The sequence below is a fragment of the Stutzerimonas stutzeri genome, from assembly GCF_018138085.1.
GTDB lineage: Bacteria > Pseudomonadota > Gammaproteobacteria > Pseudomonadales > Pseudomonadaceae > Stutzerimonas > Stutzerimonas stutzeri_AI.
Window position 1 is genome coordinate 3,418,572 of sequence record NZ_CP073105.1, and the last position, 21,041, is coordinate 3,439,612.

Consider the following 21,041-nt stretch of genomic DNA (forward strand, 5'->3'; position numbering starts at 1 on the left):
AGGTTAGAGATCGGCTTCGGCCAGATCTTGAGCAACCGGGTTGGCCTTGGTGTTCGCCGACACCACCAGCAGCTTGTCCCGAATCTGCTGCTCGATTTCACGACCGATTTCCGGGTTCTCTTCCAGGAACTTGGCCGCATTGGCCTTGCCCTGACCGATCTTGTTGCCTTTGTAGGCGTACCAGGCGCCAGACTTCTCCACCAGGCCCTGTTGCACGCCAAGGTCGATGACCTCACCGTTGCGGTAGATGCCCTTGCCGTAGAGGATCTGGAACTCGGCCTGACGGAACGGTGGCGCCACCTTGTTCTTGACGACCTTGACCCGCGTTTCGCTACCGACCACCTCGTCGCCTTCCTTCACCGCACCGGTACGACGAATGTCGAGACGAACCGAGGCGTAGAACTTGAGCGCGTTACCGCCAGTAGTCGTTTCCGGGCTGCCGAACATCACGCCAATCTTCATGCGGATCTGGTTGATGAAAATCACCAGGCAGTTGGCGTTCTTGATGTTACCGGTGATCTTGCGCAACGCCTGGGACATCAGACGAGCCTGCAGGCCAACATGGGTATCGCCCATCTCGCCTTCGATTTCCGCTTTCGGCACCAGTGCCGCTACGGAGTCAACGATGATCACGTCGACTGCATTGGAGCGCACCAGCATGTCGGTGATTTCCAGTGCCTGCTCGCCGGTATCCGGCTGCGACACCAGCAGATCGTCGACATTGACGCCCAGCTTGCCGGCGTAATCGGGATCCAACGCATGCTCGGCATCGACGAAGGCACAGGTAGCGCCAGCCTTTTGCGCCTCGGCAATCACCGACAGCGTCATGGTCGTCTTACCGGACGATTCCGGACCGTAGATCTCGACGATTCGGCCCTTAGGCAGACCGCCGATGCCGAGCGCGATATCCAGGCCCAGCGAGCCGGTGGAAATGGAGGGAATCGCCTGGCGATCGTGATCGCCCATGCGCATGACCGCGCCCTTACCGAACTGCTTTTCGATCTGGCCCAAGGCGGCAGCCAAGGCGCGCTTCTTGTTCTCGTCCATTACAATCCTCACTTGATCAAGAGGGCCAGAGGCCACGACAACTGTATAAGTAGACAGTATTAGAGCATAGGCAAAAAAAACCGCCTAGCCCTGAAATGGATTTTCTCCCTCCGCAAGCTGGATCAATCCGACGAGCGCCGCTTCCACGCTCTGCTCGCGTACGGCCTGGCGATCCCCCTCGAACAGGAAGCGCCGGGTTGCGAGCCGATCTCCATCTGCCCACGCCAGCCATACGGTGCCAACCGGCTTGTCCGACGAACCGCCTCCCGGCCCGGCAATGCCGCTGACGGCAACGGCGTAACGCGCGCCGCTGCAATGCTGCGCGCCTCGGACCATGGCTTCGACCACTTCGCGACTGACGGCACCCACCTCGTCAAACAACTCGGCCGGCACACCCAGAAGATGGGTTTTCTGGGTATTGGAATAGGTCACAAAGCCTGCCTCGAACCAGGCAGAGCTGCCGGCAACACGGGTGATTGCCTCGGCGATGCCGCCGCCGGTGCAGGACTCGGCCGTCGTAACCTGGGCAGCCCGCGCGTTCAGCATGGCGCCCAGGCGCGCCGCCAGATCGGTCAGGGATGGCATGAATAGAAGCTCCGAATGAACCAGTCGAACGGATACCTTAACAGGCCCGCCGGATGCTGCCTCCGCCGCAACGTGCGTTGACCGCTCATCTGCTGTTCCAGTGCCGCTGCATGTCGAGAAACAGGAACGAGGCGCTCCAGGTGATCAGCACCAGCCCCGTCAGCGCCTCGATCCCGGTGAGGTAGCGGATCGGACCGTGCGGCTGGATGTCGCCGAAGCCGAGCGTCGTGAAGGTCGTGAAGGAAAAATAGACGCAATCCGTCAGGCCACCGGAGAACTCGCCGGAAAGCGTCCCCCAGCCCGGCAGGTGGTGCATGACGAAATAGGCGAAGGCGAATATCCACACCTCGACCGCGTGCGCCGTCAGCGCGCCACAGACGCCGAAGACAACGCCAACCCGGTGATTGAGCAGTGACTTTTCCCGACTGATCGACAGCCGCGACAGGAACTCGTAGTGGACGATCACCGCCGTTATCACGATGAACACGTTGACCAGCGTGACCATGAGCAGATTCGGCAGCGCTTGCATCGGTTCTGTCATTGGCTCGCCCCCATTGAAAACTGCCAGGCGCAACCGCTAGCCGTCTTGGAAGCCGCCGAGTCAGCGCCAGGCAAACCAAAAAGTACGCCCCCGATACCTCGCCAGCCCATGCTAACCTTGCCGGTTTGATTCAGCCGGCACAACCAGGGTCGTCCGCCATGACCGCAACGTTGCCGGGGCACGCGTAGAGCGCGCGACCATTCCTGCATTCATCTTCAAGTATCGAGCTATATGTCGTCACAAGACCTGTCCCATCACACGCCCATGATGGGCGGTGACTCTTGATAAATCGGCCCTAAGCCGCGTAGATAGCGGGCTTCAGTGCATATTGTGTAGCTAGCGTGCGGCCTGCATTTAGCATTGGATGGCATGGAATGGCGCTGCGATTGCCCCATTTTTGCCCCAAGCCCCCGCCGCAAATGTCGAACAAAAACGTCCGGTTTAGGTTTGAACAGGCCTATGGTCTGCATTCGCCGCAAGGGCTCGGCTCGAACGAAAGCAGCATATATCCATGGAAGCACCGCCTTCGGGGCGAAGCTATTGGCATACCCGCAGGCGGCTGTTCAGTCCTACCCAAATTGAGCTGACGAACCTTGATCGCTTCGGTATCCCGTCAAGCCCAGGGAGTGGGTACCGCTGCGTTTGATTGACGAGCTGTAGAGCGTATTCGCGACGGCTCAATCGCAGGTGTGATGTACGGACCTGCTGTCCGCACGGCAGATGGGGAAGTAGACGCCTCTTTTGATGCGAGTCACTTCGCGTCCTGCTGCCCTCTGCAAACGGGTCAAGTTCCTGAGCGACCGCCATCTGCGCTTGCCCCTATCCAACCTGAGCGACAGCGTGACGACAACTCGCTACTAGCATTTTTTGCTTACCAGAATGTTGTCACTTTAGAGCACAAATCGCTGATAAAAAACGTCATCGTGGTTTCACCTAACCCATGGGCCGAAACCATTTGTTTACTAGAGAAGCGGGCGAGATTTTGCGCTGCAGCGAGAGCACCCTGTTGCGGAGGCGCAAAGCAGTCCGCCGCTTTCCACAGCCTTTCCGGGCGGGGCAGCACTTGTTGTGGACTTCGGAGCAGTTAGTGCGAGGAATGCTGCTTCTGAAATAGCTCAGTTTATCGCCGCAGTTCTAGCTGCGGCGGTACCGGCCACATTTTCCTTAACCTAAAAAAATTCACATGCTTAGCACGCTACGCATGGAGGAACCCACATGCCTCAAAAAGTCAGCTTCGATATGCCGCGGCCCTTACTGCCACGCTTGGAAGCCTGCGCCCCATACCCAGTAGACGCTCTAGGCGAGGTTCTGGGGGGCGCCGCTAACGCCATCATCTCGGCCGTACAGGTACCTGATGCCCTGGCGGCACAGTCCGTCCTAGCAGCCGCTGCTATGGCAGCTCAACCCCACGCAAACGTGGTACGTGGTGGGCAAGAGATCCCACTGAGTATTTTCTGCCTGTCGGTAGGCGAGTCGGGAGACCGAAAAAGCAGTGCAGACCGGATCGCCCTAAGCGCTCATCACTCTCACCAAAACCGGCTGGTCTCAGAGTTTGCACGGACAGTGAAGGAGCATCGCGACGCCACCGACGTTTTTCAGCGTTGCCGAGCAGCTGTTCTCGGCAGGCGAGGAGAACCCGACACACTATTGGCAGAACTGGCAAAACTGAAGGAGCCCAAAAACCCTCCTTCCCCGTTTATCCTGTGTGTGTGGAGCCCACCCTTGAGGGTCTGCATAAAAGCTTTTTGCATGGCCACCCGTCGCAAGGATTTTTCAGCGATGAGGGTGGCCAGTTTCTGGGTGGGCACTCATTCAGGCCCGAGAACATGCTCAAAACCGTATCCGGACTCTCCAGAATGTGGGATGGCGAACCCATCACCCGCACCCGCGCCAAAGAGGGAGAAAATGCGTCCCGCAGCGGCTGCCGGCTGAGTGCCCATCTGTTGATCCAGCCAGCCGTCGCTCAGGAAGTACTGACCAGTCGGGTCTTGCTGGGGCAAGGTTTTTTGGCTCGTTTTCTGGTCGCCTGGCCGGAGTCGCTATCAGGACACCGGCTGTACCGCGACGCTGACCCGACGAAAGACCCTCGGCTAATATGCTATTGGCAGCGCATGAATGATCTGCTGACGCTTGCTTGCCCATTAAATGCTACGGGCGATTTGGCTCCACCGCCCTTGCACCTGGAGCGGGAGGCGTTATCGGCTTGGATCAAGATGCATGATGAAGTCGAGGTGTCGTTGGGCCGTGGTGGTGATCTACTAGAGATCAAGCCCACCGCTGCCAAAGCCGCGGAAAACGCGCTCCGAATCGCTGGGGTCTTCGCGATTACTGAGGGCTCCTCCTCCATCACTCGCCCCCTAGTCGAACGTGCAGCCATGCTCATGAGGTGGTATCTGGAAGAGGCGTTGCGTGTGCTCCACCCGATCAAGATCGATACGCATCTAATCGAAGCGCAAAAGCTTTTCGAATGGCTCTGCGCTAGGGATTGGCAGCAGTTTTACGGACGTGACTTACAGCGCCTGGCCCCTCGTTTTGCCCGTAAGAGCGCAGCCTACCGCAACCAATTACTGAGAGTACTCGTGGAACATCGAATGTTAACTGCTACCGGAAACACCCTCTGCATCAATCCGCTGGCGTCACCCCGATAGTAAAGTGGAGCATTGGTATAGGCGAAGAAGCGGCGACAGGCTGGGCCTGTCGCCGCTTCTTCGCCATCCAGTCACCATTGGTAGCTGGGCCAACACGTGGTTTGTCGCGGCTGTCGCCGTTGTCGCCGCCCTCAAGAGAGCAGCTGCGGATTGAATTGCTGTGATCAGAATCTAAAGCCCAAAGAGTTAGGTTCTGGTTGAGTGGACTTGCCCCTACAAAACCGGACACCAACTCCCCGTTAAATTGATGCTGCTGCCAAGCGCCTGAACTCCCTCGGCGAGCGGTATTTCAAAGCGCTGTGCGGATGCTGCTCGTTGTAATGCTCGAAGGCAATTGCCAGGTTGCGCAGCGCCGTTTCTCGATCCGGTTTGGGCATGTGCGCCACGTAGTCACGCTTGATCGTCTTCACGAAGCTCTCAGCCATGCCGTTGCTTTGCGGGCTGCGAACTGGGGTGGTCACCGGCTGCAAGCCGATCTGTCGAGCAAACAGGCGTGTCTGTTCGGCGGTGTACGCCGAGCCGTTGTCGCTTAGCCATTGCACCGGCGTGGCGGGCAGTTGATCACCAAAGCGCTTCTCCACGCTTTCCAGCATCAAATCGCGGATATCATCGCCGCTGTACCCGGTCGGGCTCGCGACCCAGCCGATGGCTTCGCGATCACAGCAATCCAGGGCGAAGGTCACGCTCAGTTTGGCGCCGTCCTCGCAACGGAACTCAAAGCCGTCCGAGCACCAACGCGTATCGCTGGCTTCCACCGCAATACGGCCTTCGTGCCGACGCGGCACACCGGGCTGTTTGATGCGGCGCTCAAGCAGCAAGTTGTGATCACGCATGACCCGGTAAACCCGCTTCACATTGATCGCCGGTAGCGACTGGGTTTCACGGGCGCGACGCAGCAATCCCCAGACGCGGCGGTAGCCGTAGCTGGGAAGTTCGCTGACCTGTTGCTGGATTTCAACTACCAGATCAGCATCGTTCACAGGCCTGCTCCGCCGTACTTTGGGGGATGCCGATTGCTTGATTCGAACCGTTAATTGCGAGCGCGCCACACCGAGACATTCGCTGACCAGCTTCACTGGTCGTCCCCCGGCAACAAGGGTGAGTGCGCAATCCATTTTCGCGACCGGGCGATCTCCACGGCCTCTTTGAGGATTTCTGCTTCCATCGTTTTCTTGCCCAGCATCCGTTGCAGTTCACGGATCTGCTTGAGCGCATCGCTCAGCTCGGAGGCAGGTACCACGGCTTCGCCAGCACTGACCGCCGACAAACTGCCGTCTTGGTAAAGCTTGCGCCACAGGAATAGTTGGTTGGCATTGATGCCGTTACGCCGAGCCACCAACGAAACGCTCTGCCCGGGCTCAAGGCTCTCTCGAACCATGGTCAGCTTTTGCTCAGGGCTCCAGCGGCGCCGCCGCTCCCGACCCAAAAGCTCCCCACTCTTATCGTTGCTATTAGTCATAAACATAACCGTTTGCCTATCCCTTATCGTAAGGGGGAAACGGTGTCCTGTCTTTCAGGGGGCTCGTTCAGTTTGCTCTCACTCGCGCCTTGCGCCTAGGGACTGAAAGAGACGCTGGAAAGCATTTGCGGCGTCACGCGCGCGAACTCTGTGTACTGCTCACAGAATTCGGTGATGACGCGACCCAGAGCTTGGCGCGAGAGCTAGTTCAAGCACTCTCGCGAATCGAGCAAGCGAGCACAGAAGACTCCGTACCTAGCCATGACCATCGACGGCTAAGCAAGGCAATGGCATATCAGCTTCGCCATGACGGACCGAACAATGGGGTTGCTATAGATAAAGGAGGATTTGCCTCGATGGATGATTTAGCGCTCGCTCTTAAAGTAGATTCGAGCCACCTGCTGGCTGTGGCCGAGCATCCAGGCGAGCCAAGGTTCGAGGTCCGAGGTGGTCATATCAGAGCTCTTTATGGGCACTCGCTAGATGTCCTCATCGAAGCAGGCATCAACGTTGGAACTCCAACTGCTCTATATCATGGTTCCAGCTGGTCTGCGCTAGACGCGATCATCAAAGATGGCGTGATCCCTATGCAGCGCCGGATGGTGCATTTGACTAATATCGCTGCGGAAGCTATGGCCGTGGGCGCACGGAAGGGGGATCCAATAGTCCTTTCTATTGATCAGCTCCACGATGAGGAGCCTGTAGCGGAAGGCATCTGGGTTTCACCACGTATCCTTCCGAGTCGCCTCTCAATCGTGAATCCTTTCGTTGACGAGGGAGGTACAGTTCGGTGAGTAACAGCATCCTTTCTAGCGGGCGAGGTATTCAACCTCAACTTCCTTCTCAACTTTAGTGGTCAACTAAACCCGGCCGCAGCGCCTTGCGTTCTTCAGGCCAAGCTTTTTACCGTCTAAGGCGTACCCACTGGTGTGAGACAGGGACTAAAAATGGTCAGAACTAGGTGTTCTGACCATGCTTCGATTCCGTAAATGATCAATGACCGCTATTGGCCGCTTGCTGACTTTCGCGTGCAGTCAGTTGGGCTAGCATTGCCTTAGGTGATGTCGCACAACGTGGTGGGCGCCCGGAATCTGCTCATGATGCCGCTGGTTCAGGCAGGGTGCGAACATGAAACCGAGCACATCAAGTTGGGTTTTCATAGAGTCGGGAGACGTTGAAGGCACCTACATTCAAGGAGCCCGTCATGAAGCTGGTCCAGAACCTCGCCCAACTGCTCTCACTCTTTCTCAAATCCGCCAACTCGGCGTACACCACCATCATCTATCCCAGCCAGGGAAAAGCGGTCTTGGTGCATGACGGCCTCGGCATTCGTCATGAGCGCCCGTGGTATCGGATCGATTCTCTGATCGATGAGAACATGAACACGAGCATGGCCTTCGACAGCATTCTGCACGAGCACACTGGTAGGGCTGATTCATTCGATCCGGTCCACCCCATCCAGACAGAGGAAATTTCCTCGATTTTCTCTTCCCACTTCGAGCCCATGGCAACCTCCTGGGTCAATCCGGCCAACGGCATGCCTATGCTCGACAGCTGTTTTGATGTCATGGGGAACGCGTTCGGCACGGACATGCTGAGCGACAGCCTTTCGTTTGATCACGGCATCAGCTGTTTCGAAAGCAGCTTTTCCTCTTTCGGTTTCGACTAAACGCAGACGCCACAGCACTTGGAGGAAATTGATTATGTCGCCATTTGCGCTGGTAGTTAGCCTCATCCTCGCATTCGCCATAGGCATCTCCTGGCTGGCCCTGGCGGTAGATGCCCGCATTGCGCGCGGCCGGTTGATTCGGCAGATACCCTTACCGCTGGACTATTCAGGCTCTGGTCGTCGCCGATCACGGCTCGGGCTCCGGCCAGTGATGGCAGTGTCAGGCTGCTTGCTCGTGCTGCTTTCCAGCATCGAGGCAGCCGTTCTCGGCCGACTCGCCACCATGCAGCCGGCTGAAGCGGCGGCGGTATTCATCGCTTATCCGCTGTTGAAAAACCTCTGGGGCCAGGTCATGGGCGCCGGACCAATCGTCTGCGTCGTCCTGGCCGTACCCGGAACGTACTGCATCAGCGTCGGCCTCGGCAGCGATAGAGGTTGATGTCACCGTTGCCGTGTTGCCTCCACTGCGGCAACGGCAACGGACCAACAGGAATAACCATGGATACAAAAACCTACACGATCCTCTTTTTCATCGGCCTGACGCTGGCGGTGATTGCGGTTGCCACGGTGATTGGCCTGGTAGTGGCGCAGAGTGCGGACGGCAAGGGTGCAAGAAAGCGTTCTGATGGCGCGCCTGCGGATGGCCGGCGCTGTGCCCAGGACGATGATCCAAATCGACGTTGAAGCGCCGAGGTCCGGCATCCAATCGTCCGGCATGTTAGTGGTGGTAAATCGCTCACTACGCGTAACGGCCGGAAGGAGATGGAAATCCGCGTCGTGTCTGGCTTCCATCCAATTCCGCAGTCTAATTCGACCAGATTTTGGTAAGCAAAGATCTTGGTCTAGCAGAGCTTCCGCAGAACTTGGGTTTGTTGGTTTATGGGGGACGATGAGGAGAACGATAACCGAGGCGGCCCCAAATCTTAATGCTGACCAGAATCTGGTCAGATAGCGCCCCAAAATGTGCTTGCGGTGCTATCTAATGGGTGTCGGGTATGAGCAGGAGGACAAGTCATGCCGACACCAAACTCAAGCACTCGAACACCTATAGAAGCCCTGTTGATGGTGCGGTATAGCACCCCCGCTCTCGCATTTCTCCAGATGTACAGCGGGCCCCATGCGTATACAGAACGCACGGGGGAACTGCCGTCGCGCCATCTCAAGGCGTTGCACCGCAAGCACCTCATCAGCGTCTGCTCTCTCCGCCGGCGAGCTATGCCCCAGACCAAGCGCGAGGCGCAGCTCACATGATCGCGCCTCGTTGGGTACTTATCCCTAAAGCCGCCGACCTGTTCGGCTACAGCCGGACGGCCATCGAACACAAAGTTAAAAACGGAACGTGGGCGCAGGGTCGCATCTGGCGTAAGGCACAGGACGGACGGATCTTTATCAACATTGAGGAAGTGAACCAGTGGGTCGAGAGCGCGCCGCAGGATGCGGTCTAGAAGCCGAGCTGGCCAGGCACTCTGGCATCGAGATCCACGGCAGCAGCATCCGTATCGTGTTTATGTGGCGCAAACGCCGCTATCGGGAGACGCTCGGCCTCCCGGTGACCAAGGCGAACATCAAGCACGCCGCCCAGCTCCGGGCGGCGGTGCTTCATGACATCAAGATGGGCAAGTTCGACTATGCCGAGCACTTCCCGGACAGCAAGCAGGCAGGAAACTACAGCAACACCCGCGACGAGCGGCTGCATGCGCTGTTGGCTAGGTATAAGCCCCTTAAGGCGGTCGACATCACCAAGGAAACCGAGAGCCGATACGGAATCGCGCTCGACATCTGCACTGACATGCTAGGTCGAGACCGTCTTGGCAGCGTCCTGCTGCCCGAAGACATTCAGAAGCTGCGTGTGAGTCTGATCGAGACGCGCGCCACCTCGACGGTGAATCATTACCTCGCCACGCTCGCAGGATTTCTTGGATGGTGTGAGGCCAACGGCTATTGCCGTTCTGGCCTAGCCAATGCCTGCACGCGCTTTGAGATGACCGAGCGTGACCCAGACCCGCTTACCAAAGCCGAGCTGGACGCCCTCCTGACCAAAGGTTGCTTGCACCCAATGGATCGAGCTGCGGTGACACTGGCCGTTTACACCGGCCTGCGCCCTGGAGAACTCGGCGCATTAGCCAGGGAAGACATCGACCTGATCAAAGGCCAGATCCATGTAAACCGAGCCATTACAAGCAGGGGCACGTTCAAGCTGCCTAAGACCGGCAAGAAACGCGTCGTACTGTTATTTCCGCCAGCACTGGACGCGTGTAAGGAACTGCTGGCTATCGAGCACGGCATCGAGCCACGGACCATCACTGTGCAACTCACCCGCCACGAATCGATACGGGAAACCGTCACGCCGCTGATTTCTCCCGTTGTGCAGGCACGCAAGAAGAACGTAAACCCTTGGTTCATTCCGACGTCTTGGAACTCGAAGTGGGCCAACATCCAGCGCCGCGCCAAAATCCGCCCACGCCGCCCCTACCAGACCCGCCACACCTACGCCTGCTGGTGCCTGGTAGCGCGTGGTAACCTTGCGTTCATCGCCAAGCAGATGGGGCACAAAGACTTCACGATGCTGGTCCAGGTGTACGCCAAATGGATGGACGACGAGTCCCCCAGCGAGCTGCAACACATCTGGGCAGGCATGCAAAAAGCAGCGTGACATGCCCCAAATTTGCCCCACAATTTTCGCCGCACCGCTCTAAGTCATTGATGAATAAAGAAATATTCGATCTTTCTAAGCATACGCCCATGATGCAGCAATATTGGAAGCTCAAGCGTGAGCATCCGGACCAGCTGATGTTCTACCGCATGGGCGACTTCTACGAGCTGTTCTACGAGGACGCCAGGAAGGCAGCCAAGCTGCTGGACATTACCCTGACTGCCCGCGGCCAGTCCGGCGGCAATGCGATCCCGATGGCGGGTATCCCCTTTCACTCCGCCGAGGGCTACCTGAGCCGGCTGGTCAAGCTCGGCGAGTCGGTGGTGATCTGCGAGCAGATCGGCGACCCGGCCACCAGCAAGGGGCCGGTGGAGCGGCAGGTGGTGCGGATCATCACGCCTGGCACCGTCAGTGATGAAGCCCTGCTCGACGAGCATCGCGACAACCTGCTGGCCGCCGTGGTCGGTGACGAGAAACTCTTCGGCTTGTCGATGCTGGACATCACCAGCGGCCGTTTCAGCGTGCAGGAATTCGGCGGCTGGGAAACCCTGCTGGCCGAGGTGGAACGCCTGAACCCTGCCGAGCTGATGATTCCCGACGATTGGCCGGCGAATCTCCCGCTGGAAAAGCGCCGTGGTGTGCGTCGCCGTGCGCCCTGGGACTTCGACCGCGACAGCGCCTTCAAAGGCCTGTGCCAGCAGTTCGGCACTCAGGACCTGAAAGGCTTCGGTTGCGAAAAGCTGACCCTGGCCATCGGCGCCGCCGGTTGCCTGCTGACCTACGCCAAGGAAACCCAACGCACCGCGCTGCATCATTTGCGCAGCCTGCGCCACGAGCGCCTTGATGACACCGTAATCCTCGACGGCGCAACGCGACGCAACCTGGAGCTGGACATCAATCTCGGCGGCGGGCGCGACAACACACTGCAATCGGTGGTCGACCGCTGCCAGACCGCCATGGGCAGCCGGTTGCTCAGCCGCTGGCTCAACCGCCCGCTGCGTGATCGCGGTGTGCTCGAAGCCCGTCAGGATTCGATCACCTGCCTGCTCGAACACTATCGCTTCGAGCAGATTCAACCCCAGCTCAAGGAAATCGGCGACCTTGAGCGCGTCCTGGCGCGGATCGGCCTGCGTAACGCCCGCCCACGCGACCTGGCGCGGCTGCGCGATGCACTCGCCGCCCTGCCGCAACTGCAAGGCGCCATGCAAGAACTGGTAGCGCCGCATCTCACCGGGCTTGCTGCCACCATCAGCACCTACCCGGAGCTCGCGGCGCTGCTGGCAAAAGCCATCATTGACAATCCGCCAGCGGTCATCCGCGAGGGCGGCGTGCTGAAGACCGGTTACGACGCCGAGCTCGACGAGCTGCAATCGCTTTCGGAAAACGCCGGCCAGTACCTGATGGACCTGGAAACCCGTGAAAAGGCCCGCACCGGACTGGCCAACCTCAAAGTCGGCTACAACCGCGTACACGGCTATTTCATCGAACTGCCGAGCAAGCAAGCCGAGTCGGCTCCGGCCGATTACATCCGCCGCCAGACGCTCAAGGGCGCCGAGCGCTTCATCACGCCCGAGCTCAAAGAGTTCGAAGACAAGGCGTTGTCGGCCAAGAGCCGTGCCCTGGCGCGCGAGAAACAGCTCTACGACGAGTTACTCGAGCGACTCATCGACCACCTGGCGCCGCTGCAGGACAGCGCGGCGGCACTGGCCGAGCTGGACGTGCTGAGCAACTTGGCCGAACGCGCACTGACCCTGGATCTCAACCGCCCACGCTTCGTCGAGCATCCCTGCCTGCAGATCGAGCAAGGCCGTCACCCGGTCGTCGAACAGGTCCTGCAGACGCCCTTCGTCGCCAATGACCTCAACCTCGATGACGAGACGCGGATGCTGGTCATTACCGGACCGAACATGGGCGGTAAATCGACCTACATGCGTCAGACGGCGCTGATCGTGTTGCTGGCGCAGATCGGCAGCTTCGTGCCGGCCAAGGCGTGTGAACTGTCGCTGGTCGACCGCATCTTCACCCGTATCGGCTCCTCCGATGACCTGGCCGGCGGCCGCTCCACCTTCATGGTCGAGATGAGCGAGACCGCCAATATCCTGCACAACGCCAGCGATCGCAGCCTGGTACTGATGGACGAAGTCGGTCGCGGCACCAGCACCTTCGACGGGCTCTCGCTGGCCTGGGCAGCCGCCGAGCACCTGGCCCATCTGCGGGCCTTCACCCTGTTCGCCACCCATTACTTCGAACTGACCGTGCTGCCGGAAAGCGAGCCGGTAGTGGCCAACGTGCACCTGTCTGCCACCGAGCACAACGAGCGCATCGTTTTCCTGCACCACGTGCTGCCGGGACCGGCAAGCCAGAGCTACGGCCTGGCAGTGGCGCAACTGGCCGGTGTGCCCGGCGAAGTGATCCAGCGCGCACGCGACCATCTGTCGCGCCTGGAAACTACCAGCCTGCCGCACGAAACGCCGAGAATGCCCGCGGGTCAGCCGGCTCCGCCGATGCAGAACGACCTGTTCGCCAGCCTGCCGCACCCGGTCATCGAAGAATTGGGACGTATCAATCCCGACAATATGACTCCGCGCCAGGCGCTGGACCTGCTATACAACTTGAAAACGCGCGTCTGACGGCTAGAAAAAGCTGCTAGAATCGCGCGCATTTTTTGGATACATGCGGCATTTGCCTGGTGCCGCCGTAGCCTGCCGAACGGGGGCGTCATTGCAACGCCACCTGACACGCCCGAGGAGATAGCTAGAAATGACCTTCGTCGTCACCGACAACTGCATCAAGTGCAAATACACCGACTGCGTGGAAGTCTGCCCGGTGGACTGCTTCTACGAAGGCCCGAATTTTCTGGTCATTCACCCGGACGAATGCATCGACTGTGCGCTCTGCGAGCCTGAGTGCCCGGCGCAGGCCATCTTCTCCGAGGACGAGGTTCCGGATGATCAGCAGGAGTTCATCGAGCTGAACGCCGATCTCGCGGAAGTCTGGCCGAACATCACCGAGAAGAAGGATGCGCTGCCGGACGCCGAGGAATGGGACGGTGTGAAGGACAAGCTGCAGCATCTGGAGCGCTGATTCCGTTCAGCCCGCAAAACAAAAATGCCCGCATATGCGGGCATTTTTTTTAGCCTGAATCAGGCGCGATCGATGCCCTTCTTCAGGGTGTCCTTGGCCTCGCCCTTGACCTGCTGGGCGTCGCCTTTGATTTCCTGGCGCTGGCCCTCACTCTTCATACGCTCGTTGTCGGTTGCCTCACCGAGACCCTGCTTCGCTTTGCCGGCCGCTTCATTGAGGTTGCCTTTCATTTTGTCTTCGGTACTGCTCATGGCATCTTCCTCTTGCTTGATGGGTTACTGCAGTGGACTGGGCCGCTTGCCAGATAGTTTCGCTTTTCCGAGCAACGGTACCGCCGCAGACCTCACGCCATGGCTTCAGCCACTGCGCGCCTTCACCAGACGGTTGAAAAGGGGGCGGCCCGCCAGATGCAGGAATACCGGGGCACCGGCAATCAAATAGAAGTAATAGGTCACGAAACGCCAGATCAGGATGGCGGCAGCGGCGGTCGACTTGCCCACCAACGGCGTGAGCAATGCCGCCGATGCCAGTTCAGCGCTGCCGGCGCCGCCGGGCAACAGACTCAATTGCCCGGCAGTCAAAGCCAGCAGCTGAACGATAAAGGTCCAGGCCCAGGCCAGCTGACTGTCCAGCCCTTGCAGGGTGAGATACAACACGCTGTAACGCAGCAGCCAGTGCAAGGTGGTCAAAATGAACACCCCGAGCAAGACGGCCCGCGGCAGGCGAAAACACTCCAGCAGCGCATTGCGAAAGCTCAGCACTTTGCGTGCCCAGTAGCGCTTGCGAGCAGCCTTCATGCCCAACCGACCGACCAGCCAGCCGTTGAGCCTGAACACCTGTCGATGGAAACGCCCGAGCAGCGCCAATAGCACCATCAGACCGATCAACAACGCCGCGCTGAAACCCAGCAGGCTGGCGATATAGGTGTTCAGCGAGTGGGTCACCGCGTAAATCAGTACGCCCACCAGCGCACAGGCGAAGAACAGCAGATCGGTGAGCTGTTCGACGGCATAGGTGGCCGTGCCCCTGGCCGGCGCCACGCCCTGGCGCAGCAGCAAGGCCATCATGGTCAGCGGCCCACCGGCGCCACCCGGTGTGGCGCAGATGGCGAACTCGGTGGCGACGACCACCCCAAGAGCCCGGCGCTGCCCTAGTCGCCGCCTGCCTATCAGGAGGCGCAGGCGGCATGCGTTGAGGTTCCAGCCGAGCAGGACCATGCCGATCATGCCGAGCAGCAACCAGGGCGGGAAATGTACCAACCGCTCGAACAGCCCGCTGCCGCCCAGCAACAGCGGAATCAGCGCGGCAACCAGCAACGCCCCCAGCAGCAACCACCAGCGGCGACTCATGCCACCGCGCTCGAGGTCAACGAGTAGCGACTCAGCCAATCGATCTTGGTTACCGGCTGCCTCCCGTCGTCCAGCAGCCGCGTCAACAGGTCCAGCCAATAGCGACGCGAAAACTCGTGGCGCATATCCACCGGATGCAGGCCCAGGCGCAGCACCGACGCGTGTCGATGTCGATCGAGCATCCGCTCGCTGACCAAGCGCGAGACACCACGACGCCAGGCGCTACGCGCGCTCCAGACCAGCCCCGGCGCATCGATGGCGGTGTAATCGGGCAGCAGGTAGAGATGCCCAGGATCGCTGGTATAGGTCAGGCCGGTTTTCGCCAGCGCCCGCCTCGCCCCGGGGCCCAGCAACCATGCCGGCGCGACGAAGCCATGCAGTGGCCATTGCAGCCGGGCGAACAGGTCGATTCCCTGCCGCAGACGCACCGATGCCTCGGCCTCATCCAGCGGATAGAACTCCCCTTCATGGGTAAAGACGCGGCGCATGAACCAGTCGCGGGGCGAGCGTGGTGCCGGCGCGTCGTCGGCGTGAAGGTAGCCATGCAGGACCAGCTCGTCGCCGCGTGACAGCCGACCGTCGAGCATCCGGCAGAATCCCGGATGCGCTTCGAGGCGGTTGCGTTGGTGAAAATCCGGCACTACCAGCCAGGAGATTGGAACGTTGCCCAGGGCATCGACCGCCCGAACGAACGGCTCGTAGTCCACCCAGGTTTCAGGGGCGACGTCGTGCAACACCAGCATCAGACTGCGTTCAGCCATGCACGGCGACCGGTAGATCAGCCGTGCCCAGCACGGCGTGATAATGCGCGAGCAGACCTGCAACCACAGCATCCCAGGCGTGATGGGCCTCGACGTGCTGACGGGCCTGAGCGCCCAGCAGCCGAGGGTCGTCTTCGAACAGTTCGCGCACCGTCTGCGCCATCGACTGCGCGTCCAGCGGCCGACACAGCCGGCCGGTATGGAACGGCACCAGCTCCGGCAAAGCCCCGGCCCGCGCGGCGATCACCGGGATGCCGCTGGCCATCGCCTCCAGCGCGACCAAACCGAAGGTTTCCTGGTTACCGGCATGCAGCAGTACATCGCAGCTGGCCATGTAGCGCGCCACATCGGCGGCGGGACAGAAGCGGTCGATCACCGAAACGTTTTCCGGCACCCGATGGGGCATGCTCGACCCCACCAGCAGCAGGTGATACGGCTTGCCGAGCAACCGTGCGGTGTCCAGCAAGACATCGATGTTCTTTTCCCTCGAGCCGCGCCCGGCGAAGATCAACAGGCGCGTGTCGTCTTCCAACCCCAGCGTGCGGCGCATTTCCGGGTCACGCCGATCCGGGCGGAAGGTCTCGAGATCGACACCCAGCGGTTGCACGTAGACGTTGCCGACCCCCAGCGCCTTTAGCTTTTCCGCCATGACCCAGCTTGGCGCCAAGACCCGATCGAAACTGCTGTACAAGCGCGACACGTAGCCGTTCATGTTGGTGCCGAGCCAGCCGCCGATGCGATTGCTGACCAGTAAAGGCAGGTCCGAGTGATAGAAGCCGATCACCGGAACATCGAGACGCCGCCCGGCATCCAGCGCCGCCCAGGCGGTCATGTACGGATCGCCGACCTCGATGACGTCAGGGCGTAGCGCACGCAGCTGGTTGCGCCAAGGTGCCCGCCGTACCGGGAAACGATAACCCTTGCCGAAAGGCAAGGCAGGCGCGGGGATCTGATAGATGCCGGCGTGATGGCTATAGCTATCGCCCGGAACCAGGATGCTGTGGCGAACCCCCGAATACAGTTGCAGGCGGCGATGCTTGGCCTCGAGATAGGTACGCACCCCACCACTGGCAGGTGCGTAGAACATGGTCATGTCGGCGATGTGCAAGATGAAGCGTCTCCGTGAGGTCTCGATGCGCAACCTTCGGATGGCGAAACAGACAATGGTCGGTCCACAGCCTCATCAAGCCAAAGCCTGATCCGAAAGATTCCGCAATGAAATCAATGGACCACCGGGCTAGACGGTTGTTCGCAAGCGTCTCGGCTTATCGATCGTTCACGCTCGGCTCGCTCATTGCTCGATACGCTTGTCGCCTTCGTTCTTACCCTGCGCCGATGCGTGTTCGATGACCGCGTTCATCTCGGCGCCGAACAGCAGCACGGCAGCGGATATATAGAAGTAAAGCAGCAACACGATGACGGCACCGATACTGCCGTAGGTGGCGTCGTAGTTGCCGAAGTTCTGCACGTAGACGCCGAAGGCGACCGAGGCCGCTATCCAGACGATCACCGAGAGCACCGACCCGGGCGTGATGAAGCGAAACTCCTGCTCGACATCCGGCGTGACGTAGTACAGCAAGGCCACCACCAGCATCATCAGGATCACGACCACCGGCCAACGCAACCACGTCCACAACACCACGACGATCTCTTTCAACCCCACCTGGGCGGCGAGCCATTCCATCACCTGCGGCCCGATCACCATCAAACCGGCCGTTGCGAGCAGGATCAGCGCCATGCCGATGGTGTACACGATCGCCAGCAGCATGAGCTTCCAGGTCGGCCGCCCCTCCTGGACGTCGTATGCCTTGTTCATGGCGTTCATCAACGAGCGCACACCGATCGAAGCGGACCAGAGCGCAACGAGGATGCCCACCGATAACAAACCACTCTTCTGCGTCTGCATCTGGTCGATCACCGGATTGACCAGATCCAGCGCATCGGGTGGCAACACGAGCGAAACCTGTTCGCGTAGCCAGTCGAAAAAGTTCTGCAGATCCAGCATGCCCAGCATGGCGATGAGGAATAGCAGAAAAGGAAACAGCGAAAAGATCGCTCGATAGGCCAGTGCCGACGCATAGGTCGCCATGTCGTCATTGCTGAATTCCTTGAAGGTGCGTTTCAACAACTCGAAACCGCCGATGCCGCGCGTTTCCAGCAATGCCATTACCTCACCCCCACCCTAAAGAAAGAACCATTCAAAAAATGGGACGACCCGGCCCTGCAAGAGTTCGCCGGCACCCTCTCAGCGGTCGCCAGACACTGCATGCAAGCCGACCGGGAGCGTCCGCGCACGACGCCGCCCGCTCTCGCACATGGAGACTCGGCAGGGGCCGCGATCCGGCTCGCCAAGGAACTTTCCGCCGTGTCGACGCTCTTGATGGAGTCCCAGTTCAGCCATCCGCTGACTGCAGGCGAAGCCGCGTAGCACGACCTGCGGGTTTGCTTCAAGCCGCGACTCGCCCCGGCAGTTGCCGCCCGAATATGCCAGACATGGTTAACGTCGTTATTTACGGCCGCAGGAGCATCGAATGAAATCGGCATGTGCAACGGACGCCGTCCAACCTGGAATGAAAGCCGACCTCATCAAATATGCCCGGCTGATCCTCACCAAGGGCAGCGGGGCTGCCGCTACGCTGGGTCTGAACATCCTACTGGCACGACTGCTGGTACCCGAGCTCGCGGGTACGGTGTTCTTTTGCGTCGCGCTGGGTATTTTTCTGTCGCTGGTGGCACGCCTGGGTCTCGACATTGCGTGCTTGAAGAACATTTCGTCCTTGAGCGAAGGCCAGCAGCGGCGATACTTCCACCGCGCACTCGGCCTCGCCGCACTGATGAACGTTCCGGCCTTTCTGATTGGCCTGGTGGTGGTGTATTTCTCGGAAACCACCCAGGCCTATTTTGCCCATGCCAGCGTTCTCTTCGCCGTCACCGCGCTTGGCGTTTCATTGCTCAGCATCGCCAGCGAAACCCTCAAGGCCAAGCATAGGACCAGCGAAGGCCTGTTCTGGCAGACCGCCTTCCAACCTACCCTGACACTGCTGCTGGTGTCGGTGACCGGTCATGATCTGGGCACCGTGGCGGCCTGCTTCGCCATCAGCTACGCATTGGCGATCGCAGGCTCCATATGGCGCGCCAGCGCCAGCCTGCCGACAGGGGACTCGGCACCGGGCATGGGCTGGCGCGAGATGCTTATTCTGTGCGTGCCACTGATGCTCATCGCGGTGATGAACAGCATCATCGAGTTGTCCGACACGCTGCTGCTCGGTGTTTTGCGCTCGGCGAGCGAAGTCAGCGTCTACTACGTCGCGGCAAAGATCGCCGCCCTCTCGACGACGCTGCTGTTCATCATCAACGGCACCATCGGCCCGCACATATCAAAATGCTGGGCGCAGCGCGACCATGCCGGGGCCTTCGCCATGGTGCGCAAGTACTCGCGGTTCATGCTGGCCCTCGCGCTGGTCATCCTGCTCGCCATCGTCCTGCTGCGAGAGTACATCCTTGCGGTGTTCGGCCCCGAGTACCGCGAACAGGGCGTGTTTCCGCTGCTGGTGCTCGCGCTGGGCTATTTCTTCGTGCTGGCGGCAGGCCCACTGGGCATCTTCATGACCATGACCGGCAATCACCGCCGTTATCTGCACAACAACATCGCCGCCTGCGTGATCAACCTCGTGCTGAACCTCATCCTCATCCCGCGCTATGGCGTCAACGGCGCCTGCTTCGCCACCGCCGTGGCGCTGACCGTGAAGAACACCCTGCTCTATGTGCAATTCAAACAAATCGAAAGGAGTCCGACGCCATGACTGACCGGGTTAACGTAATCGCTTACGGAGCCTATGACCGGCACAACTATGGCGACCTGCTCTTTGCCATTGTCCTCAAGCGTTATCTCGAAGCCAATGGCCGCTTTAAGGTCCTGGTTGCGGCCACCAAGAAATCCGATCTTTCCCGCTACGGCGCACTGCCTACCGTCCCGCTGAAAAAAGCGCTGGACGCTACGCGTCAGCAACCGAAAACGATGCTTATCGTGGCCGGCGGCGAATGCCTGACGGCGCAGTGGGAAAGCATCATCGGCTATCTGGCGCCCCAGGCGATCTACTACCCGATCAAGGCGAGCCCCTACCTGATCGGCCACAAGGCGTTCATTCGCCTGAGCCGCCTGTTCACCTCGATTCCCTCGGATATTCCGCTGGTGCTGGGCGAACGCGACCTGCCCGGCTACAAGGTGATGTACAACAGCGTGGGTGGCAACGAGATCAGCCGCAAGAAACCGCTCATTCACGAGGCGATCAAACGCAACCTCGAAGACTGCACCTACGTCTCGGTGCGCGATCGCGAAACCTCCGCAGAGTTGGACAAGCTCGGGATCAAACACAATCTGGTGCCCGACAGCGCCATCCTGATCTCGGACATCTTCGTGCAGCCGACGGCGCCGGCCGAACCCGGGCATATCGTGTTCCACATTTCGGACCACCACGCCAAGCGGCGCATCGAGGCGATCGCACAGCAGCTGACCGAGCTGAACGTCACGACCGGCCTGAAGATCGCACTGCTGACCATCGGCAAGGCGCCCGGGCATTCCGACGACGGCCCGCTGGACAAACTGCACAGCCTGCTGGGTGATGAGCGCGCCTATCGCGTCGATAGCGGCAATATCGACGACATCATCCGCTGCATCGCCACCAGCAAGCTTTACTGTGGCACCAGCCTGCACGGTGCCATTACCGCCCTGGCCTATGCCGTGCCGCAAATCGCCCTGCTGCCTCAGCGCGTGATCAAGCTTTCGAGCTTCCTCGAAACCTGGGTGCCGAAGCAGTCGTGCGGGTTCGCCGAAGTACCGCAGATCAGCCAGATCGGCGCCAACCTGATCAAGGCTTTCGGCGACACGCAACGAGCCGAACTGCGCGCCGTGGTCGAGGCGATGAAGAGCCGCGTGCGCACCAACCTTGACCACATGGTCGAACTCTACGATCAGGCACCGGCCCGCGACGAATCGCCTGACCGGGGCAACAAGGCGCGCGCAGCCGTGGCCGCGAACTGACCGTAGCGCCAGCCGCATCATGGCGCCTAGGACCGGCGGGCTCCTGCCGCCGCGTCCGCCCGCAACGGCGGACGGCATGGCAAGCGGGTCGGCGAGCACCGGCTGACCGGTCCAAAGGCCGCCACCTCCTTCTGCAACCCTGCGAAAGGACCGTGGCGGGCTTGCTTACACGCCGCCGTTGGCGTGGTGTCGCCAGCCGCGCAC

The 21,041-nt window shown here is 60.2% G+C and carries 19 protein-coding genes and 1 pseudogene; 11 read left to right on the plus strand and 9 right to left on the minus strand.

The window, feature by feature from the left end; genetic code table 11:
- Positions 1 to 3: 3 nt before the first annotated feature.
- The 3 genes from recA to KCX70_RS15775 form a co-directional block, all read right to left on the minus strand.
- Complete coding sequence (gene recA, locus KCX70_RS15765; protein WP_212618100.1) at positions 4 to 1,047, minus strand: recombinase RecA; 1,044 nt, start codon at positions 1,045 to 1,047, stop codon at positions 4 to 6.
- 84 nt (positions 1,048 to 1,131) lie between these two features.
- Entirely contained in the window at positions 1,132 to 1,632 is a 501-nt protein-coding gene (locus tag KCX70_RS15770; RefSeq protein WP_212618101.1) for a CinA family protein, read from the minus strand.
- An 85-nt stretch (positions 1,633 to 1,717) separates the two neighbouring features.
- Positions 1,718 to 2,143: a potassium channel family protein gene (locus KCX70_RS15775; protein ID WP_212620361.1), complete on the minus strand. Its 426-nt coding sequence runs from the start codon at positions 2,141 to 2,143 to the stop codon at positions 1,718 to 1,720.
- Positions 2,144 to 3,565: 1,422 nt separating this feature from the next.
- Between KCX70_RS15775 and KCX70_RS15780 the strand changes: the two are divergent.
- Positions 3,566 to 4,821, plus strand: a pseudogene (locus KCX70_RS15780) (YfjI family protein).
- 239 nt (positions 4,822 to 5,060) lie between these two features.
- Here the strand turns inward: KCX70_RS15780 and KCX70_RS15785 are convergent.
- A protein-coding gene (locus KCX70_RS15785) for an IS3 family transposase (protein ID WP_392602239.1) occupies positions 5,061 to 6,280 on the minus strand; the annotation gives its coding sequence in 2 pieces (ribosomal slippage) (positions 5,061 to 5,935 and positions 5,935 to 6,280; 1,221 coding nt in all).
- A gap of 287 nt (positions 6,281 to 6,567) precedes the next feature.
- Between KCX70_RS15785 and KCX70_RS15790 the strand changes: the two genes are divergently transcribed.
- From KCX70_RS15790 to fdxA, 8 genes are all read left to right on the plus strand, one after another.
- Entirely contained in the window at positions 6,568 to 7,074 is a 507-nt protein-coding gene (locus tag KCX70_RS15790) for an RNA 2'-phosphotransferase (protein ID WP_212618102.1), read from the plus strand.
- A 410-nt stretch (positions 7,075 to 7,484) separates the two neighbouring features.
- The gene (locus KCX70_RS15795) at positions 7,485 to 7,949 is read left to right on the plus strand and encodes a hypothetical protein (RefSeq protein ID WP_008566817.1); all 465 of its coding nucleotides are present in this window, start codon (positions 7,485 to 7,487) and stop codon (positions 7,947 to 7,949) included.
- A 34-nt stretch (positions 7,950 to 7,983) separates the two neighbouring features.
- On the plus strand, positions 7,984 to 8,388 hold the full coding sequence (locus KCX70_RS15800) for a hypothetical protein (RefSeq protein ID WP_208217807.1): 405 nt from the start codon (positions 7,984 to 7,986) through the stop codon (positions 8,386 to 8,388).
- A 59-nt stretch (positions 8,389 to 8,447) separates the two neighbouring features.
- Complete coding sequence (locus KCX70_RS15805) at positions 8,448 to 8,633, plus strand: hypothetical protein (RefSeq protein WP_014819863.1); 186 nt, start codon at positions 8,448 to 8,450, stop codon at positions 8,631 to 8,633.
- Between the two features lie 563 nt (positions 8,634 to 9,196).
- On the plus strand, positions 9,197 to 9,394 hold the full coding sequence (locus KCX70_RS15810; protein ID WP_014819862.1) for a hypothetical protein: 198 nt from the start codon (positions 9,197 to 9,199) through the stop codon (positions 9,392 to 9,394).
- Positions 9,361 to 10,602 carry a site-specific integrase gene (locus tag KCX70_RS15815; RefSeq protein WP_212618103.1) on the plus strand — a complete coding sequence of 414 codons (1,242 nt, stop codon included), beginning with the start codon at positions 9,361 to 9,363 and terminating at the stop codon, positions 10,600 to 10,602. Before KCX70_RS15810 ends, KCX70_RS15815 begins: the two co-directional genes overlap by 34 nt.
- A gap of 50 nt (positions 10,603 to 10,652) precedes the next feature.
- Positions 10,653 to 13,232 carry a DNA mismatch repair protein MutS gene (mutS, locus tag KCX70_RS15820; RefSeq protein WP_256437904.1) on the plus strand — a complete coding sequence of 860 codons (2,580 nt, stop codon included), beginning with the start codon at positions 10,653 to 10,655 and terminating at the stop codon, positions 13,230 to 13,232.
- A gap of 130 nt (positions 13,233 to 13,362) precedes the next feature.
- Positions 13,363 to 13,686, plus strand: a complete 324-nt coding sequence (fdxA, locus tag KCX70_RS15825) for a ferredoxin FdxA (protein ID WP_021206625.1) — start codon at positions 13,363 to 13,365, stop codon at positions 13,684 to 13,686.
- A gap of 59 nt (positions 13,687 to 13,745) precedes the next feature.
- Here the strand turns inward: fdxA and KCX70_RS15830 are convergent, their stop codons facing one another.
- From KCX70_RS15830 to KCX70_RS15850, 5 genes are all read right to left on the minus strand, one after another.
- Entirely contained in the window at positions 13,746 to 13,937 is a 192-nt protein-coding gene (locus tag KCX70_RS15830) for a CsbD family protein (protein WP_102853420.1), read from the minus strand.
- Between the two features lie 105 nt (positions 13,938 to 14,042).
- Positions 14,043 to 15,035 carry a lysylphosphatidylglycerol synthase transmembrane domain-containing protein gene (locus tag KCX70_RS15835; protein ID WP_212618104.1) on the minus strand — a complete coding sequence of 331 codons (993 nt, stop codon included), beginning with the start codon at positions 15,033 to 15,035 and terminating at the stop codon, positions 14,043 to 14,045.
- Entirely contained in the window at positions 15,032 to 15,796 is a 765-nt protein-coding gene (locus KCX70_RS15840) for a DUF2334 domain-containing protein (protein ID WP_212618105.1), read from the minus strand. Before KCX70_RS15840 ends, KCX70_RS15835 begins: the two co-directional genes overlap by 4 nt.
- Positions 15,789 to 16,904 carry a glycosyltransferase family 4 protein gene (locus KCX70_RS15845; protein ID WP_102853423.1) on the minus strand — a complete coding sequence of 372 codons (1,116 nt, stop codon included), beginning with the start codon at positions 16,902 to 16,904 and terminating at the stop codon, positions 15,789 to 15,791. Before KCX70_RS15845 ends, KCX70_RS15840 begins: the two co-directional genes overlap by 8 nt.
- Positions 16,905 to 17,087: 183 nt before the next feature.
- Positions 17,088 to 17,963 carry a YihY/virulence factor BrkB family protein gene (locus KCX70_RS15850; protein WP_102853424.1) on the minus strand — a complete coding sequence of 292 codons (876 nt, stop codon included), beginning with the start codon at positions 17,961 to 17,963 and terminating at the stop codon, positions 17,088 to 17,090.
- A 364-nt stretch (positions 17,964 to 18,327) separates the two neighbouring features.
- Between KCX70_RS15850 and KCX70_RS15855 the strand changes: the two genes are divergently transcribed.
- Both KCX70_RS15855 and KCX70_RS15860 read left to right on the plus strand, forming a co-directional pair.
- A complete protein-coding gene (locus tag KCX70_RS15855; protein WP_102847176.1) occupies positions 18,328 to 19,599 on the plus strand; it encodes a polysaccharide biosynthesis C-terminal domain-containing protein in 1,272 nt (423 codons plus the stop codon).
- On the plus strand, positions 19,596 to 20,837 hold the full coding sequence (locus KCX70_RS15860; RefSeq protein WP_212618106.1) for a polysaccharide pyruvyl transferase family protein: 1,242 nt from the start codon (positions 19,596 to 19,598) through the stop codon (positions 20,835 to 20,837). The genes KCX70_RS15855 and KCX70_RS15860 overlap by 4 nt, the downstream gene beginning before the upstream one ends.
- Positions 20,838 to 21,041 lie beyond the last annotated feature (204 nt).